The sequence below is a fragment of the Sphingobium cupriresistens genome (genome assembly GCF_004152865.1).
Lineage (GTDB): Bacteria > Pseudomonadota > Alphaproteobacteria > Sphingomonadales > Sphingomonadaceae > Sphingobium > Sphingobium cupriresistens.
In genome coordinates this window covers 1-2,623 of the sequence record NZ_SEOO01000096.1, presented here as the reverse complement: position 1 = coordinate 2,623, position 2,623 = coordinate 1, and the positions used below count along the sequence as shown (strand labels likewise).

Here is a 2,623-nt window from a genome sequence, read left to right as displayed (position 1 = left end):
TGCGTGTTTCGGAAAATCCCGGACAGTGGTTTCACTAAATCGCGGACAGGCATTTCAGTAAATACGGGACAGGGATCCCGCTAAATCCCGGACAGGGTTTGGGACAGGATCAAGGTTAGGTTTTGTGGTGCGCCGCTCTGGCATTGTTGCTCCTCATCGTTGCGATGGGAGGGGTGATGCCAAGGCGGAAGCAAGCGAGACGAACCGACGTGAAGGACATGCGATCGATTCTCCGGCTGACCTACGATCAGGGTTTGTCGGTACGGGCCGTGTCAGAGCGGCTGAAGCTTAGCAAGACGACGGTGTCGACCTATTTACTGCGGGCGCGCGAGGCTGGGCTGACAGGCTGGCCGTTGCCGGCCGGCTACGATGATGACGCATCGATCGAACGGCTGGTGTTCCGCCGTGTCGGCCGCCCTCCTCAGGATCTGGGCGAGCCGGACTGGCCAGTGGTTGCGCGGGAGATCAAGCGCAAGGGCGTGACGCTGGTTTTGCTGTGGCAGGAATATCGGGCTGCCCATCCCAATGGCTATGGCTATACCTGGTTTTGCGATCGGTTCCTGTCGTTCCAGCGGCGGACCCATGTCAGCTTTCGCAATCGGCATGAGGCGGGCGCCGTCCTGCAAACCGATTACGCTGGGCAGACTGTGCCGCTGATCGATCCTGTGACCGGCGTCATCACCCAGGCACAGATCTTCGTAGCGGTGCTGGGTGCTTCATCCTTTACCTTCGCAATGGCCAGCTTGAGCCAGCAGTTGCCGGACTGGATCGACGCGCAGTGCCGGGCATTGGCCTTTGTTGGCGGCGTTCCGCGTGCGATCGTGTGCGACAATCTCAAAGCGGGCGTTGCCAAGGCGCTATGGTTCGAGCCCACGCTCAGCGCGACCTTTGCGGCGATGGCGGAGCATTACGATACGACGATCCTGCCGACCCGGAGCCGGCGGCCGCGCGACAAAGGAAAGGTCGAGGGCGCTGTGCTGATCGTAGAGCGCTGGATCCTGGCGCGTCTGCGCAATCGGCGCTTCTTCAGTCTGGCGGATCTCAATGCCGCCATCGCGGACTTGCTGGTTGATCTCAATGATCGGCCCATGCGCCATGTCGGCAAATCCCGCCGCGCAATCTTTGATGAGATCGAACGGACGGCATTATCGGCTTTACCCACGTCGGTGTTCGAATATGCCGAGTGGAAACGCGCCAAGGTCCATCCTGATTATCATGTCGAGGTCGACAAGACCTTTTACTCCGTGCCGCACGGACTGATCGGCCGGCAGGTCGATATCCGCCTGACGCATCGAGTGGTCGAGATCTTCTACGATCATGCGCGGGTCGCCAGCCATATGCGGACATCGCAGCGCCGCGGGCACGTTACCGTGAATGAGCACATGCCCAAGGCGCATCAGCGCTACGCGAATATATCGCCAGCGAGTCTGATCGAGCGCGCCAGGAAAACGGGCCCGAATACGGCGACGTTCGTGGAAAGGCTGATGGTCGACAAGCCGCATCCCGAGCAGGGCTATCGCTCTGCCATGGGCGTTCTCTCGCTGGCCCGGCGCTACGAGCGCGATCGGCTTGAAGCCGCCTGCGATCGAGCGCTGGTGATCGGCGCCGTCACCTACTCATCCCTCAACGCCATCCTCAAGGCCGGGCTCGACAAGATCCAGCCGACAACGGGGCCGCTTAAACCAACACCGGCGCACGGCAACATCCGTGGCGGGTCCTATTATCAATAATGAAAGGACGATCTTGTGCTGACGCATCCTACCCTTGATCAAATGCATAGCCTGGGGCTAGCGGGCATGGCGGCCGCGTGGCGCGACATTGCCGAGCAAGATACCGCTGGCGATCTGACCCGAGACGAATGGCTCGGGCTCATGCTGGACCGCGAGATCGCCACCCGCGCCGATCGACGGCTGACTAATCGTCTTGCCAGCGCGAAACTGCGCTTTGTCGATGCCTGCGTCGAAAATATCGACTTCAGGACGCATCGCGGACTGGATCGCCGCAATATCCTCTCGCTCGCACAGGGCGCCTGGCTCAAGGCAAATGAGAATCTCATTATCACCGGCCAAACCGGCACGGGAAAAACGTGGCTGGGATGTGCGTTCGGCCGACAGGCGGCACGCCAGGATCACTCCGTCTTATATCTGCGCATGCCGCGCCTCTTCGAGGATCTTGCACTCGCGCGCCTCGACGGTCGCTTCCCACGCGTCGTCGACAAGCTTGCCCGCGTTCAGCTGCTCATTCTGGATGACTGGGGCACGCATAGTCTCAATGATCAGCAACGCCTGGATCTGCTCGAAATCTTCGAGGAACGGTATCGCCGCAGATCCACACTCATCACCGCCCAGCTCCCGGTGGCGGCGTGGCACGAAATGATCGGCGAGCCCACCATCGCCGATGCTATCCTCGACCGCATCGTCCACAATGCCCATCGCATCACGCTGAAAGGAGACAGCATGCGGCGACAAAAAGCTCCGCATGGCTTGACCCAGGACGCAAATATCGAAATCACTCAACCCTGACAGTAACCAGGCATCTACTGCCTACACCAGCTGTCCCGGATTTACTGAAGCGCTTGTCCGGGATTTAGCGAAGCGGCTGTCCGACTTTTGCGAAATACGCA

General features: G+C 60.3%; 2 protein-coding genes. Both read left to right on the top strand.

The annotated features are described in order from the left end of the window. Positions 1 to 176: 176 nt before the first annotated feature. Positions 177 to 1,730 carry an IS21 family transposase gene (istA, locus tag EWH12_RS21665; protein ID WP_129927796.1) on the top strand — a complete coding sequence of 518 codons (1,554 nt, stop codon included), beginning with the start codon at positions 177 to 179 and terminating at the stop codon, positions 1,728 to 1,730. A 15-nt stretch (positions 1,731 to 1,745) separates the two neighbouring features. Further along, positions 1,746 to 2,522: an IS21-like element helper ATPase IstB gene (istB, locus tag EWH12_RS21660; protein WP_129927795.1), complete on the top strand. Its 777-nt coding sequence runs from the start codon at positions 1,746 to 1,748 to the stop codon at positions 2,520 to 2,522. Positions 2,523 to 2,623 lie beyond the last annotated feature (101 nt).